Consider the following 1,155-nt stretch of genomic DNA (forward strand, 5'->3'; position numbering starts at 1 on the left):
CGGGTCGGTGCGAAGGGAGCTTTCAATTCGGGTTCCGATTCGGCCCAGGGGTATCTTACATTCGTATATTGCGGATAGTCATAGCCTTGAAGCTGCCAATGGGAAGGGACGGGAAGATCGGCCCAGCTCCCGGAATCGTAATCGGCCTCGTAGAAATTTTGAATGCGCTCTTCAGGCGTTTTGGCGAAAGCGAATTTCCAGGTCCCGTTCAAGGACTGATACCAGGGGGACATGGCGTAGTTAAGGCTCAGCGCCTCGGACTCCGTCGGGAAATTCATCATGTAAGCATGGGCCTTGTGCCGGTTCAACTGAAAAATATTCGGATTATTATTCCATTCGGGATAACCGTTTGCAGGTGCCTGGTAAATGAATTTGGTACGCAATGTGCTCAGCTCCTCCTAGATTATGGTTTCCTTCTACTGACAGTATAGAGGTTAATTCCGCCCAAGAGTATAAGGAAGTTGCGCTATTTCTATCAAACGATCAACAAAATAGCGAAATTTCGATCATTGGATGGTCCATTGAATATCTTGCTGCCAGGGAAGCCGCCAGTTATGTCCGGCGCCATCAACATGACCAATATTACATTTACATGGAATAACGTTTATGAAATAATGGTTAGTAAATGATCATTCACTAACGATGGGAGGAACGCGCATGGTAAGACCTCGCGAATTTCAAGACGAGGTGATCTTCCACGGTGTCTACCGGGCACTATGCAAAAAAGGGTACGGCCAGTTAGCCTTAACCGACATCACGCATGAAATGAACATCTCGCCGGCAGCCTTAATGAAGCGATTCGGCTCGAAGAAGAATCTGCTCCTGGCCTACAGCGATTATGTCATTCAATTAACCAAGCAAGCTTTCCATGATGCGAGTTTGTCCGGCCAATCCCAAATCGAGGCGCTTAAGACGGTGTTCAGGGACGCCGTCTCGCATATGAAGGATCCTGTGGAATTGGCCAACCACACCTCCTTCTATCTGGAGGGGACGAATGATCCGGATTTGTTGGAGAAGACCCGGTACCGGCTGCAGCTCATCGATGAGTTTACCCGAAAGATGCTGGATCAAGCGATCACGAACAACGAGATCGTGCCATGTGACGTGGCACGGGTCAGCCGGGTGCTGCAAGCTGCGATCAGCGGCGCCATGCTG

2 protein-coding genes are annotated in these 1,155 nt (G+C 49.7%); one reads left to right on the forward strand and one right to left on the reverse strand.

Going from position 1 to position 1,155, the window contains the following annotated elements; all coding sequences use genetic code 11:
* A partial coding sequence (locus HMPREF9412_RS15865) for a sugar-binding domain-containing protein (RefSeq protein WP_009592645.1) occupies window positions 1–383 on the reverse strand: 383 nt, incomplete at its 3' end.
* Between the two features lie 274 nt (window positions 384–657).
* On the opposite strand from HMPREF9412_RS15865, the gene HMPREF9412_RS15870 reads away from it, so the two are divergent.
* Window positions 658–1,155, forward strand: a 498-nt coding sequence (locus HMPREF9412_RS15870; RefSeq protein WP_009592643.1) for a TetR/AcrR family transcriptional regulator, incomplete at its 3' end; no start/stop codon positions are given.

This window comes from Paenibacillus sp. HGF5 (assembly GCF_000204455.1).
GTDB lineage: Bacteria > Bacillota > Bacilli > Paenibacillales > Paenibacillaceae > Paenibacillus_AQ > Paenibacillus_AQ lautus_A.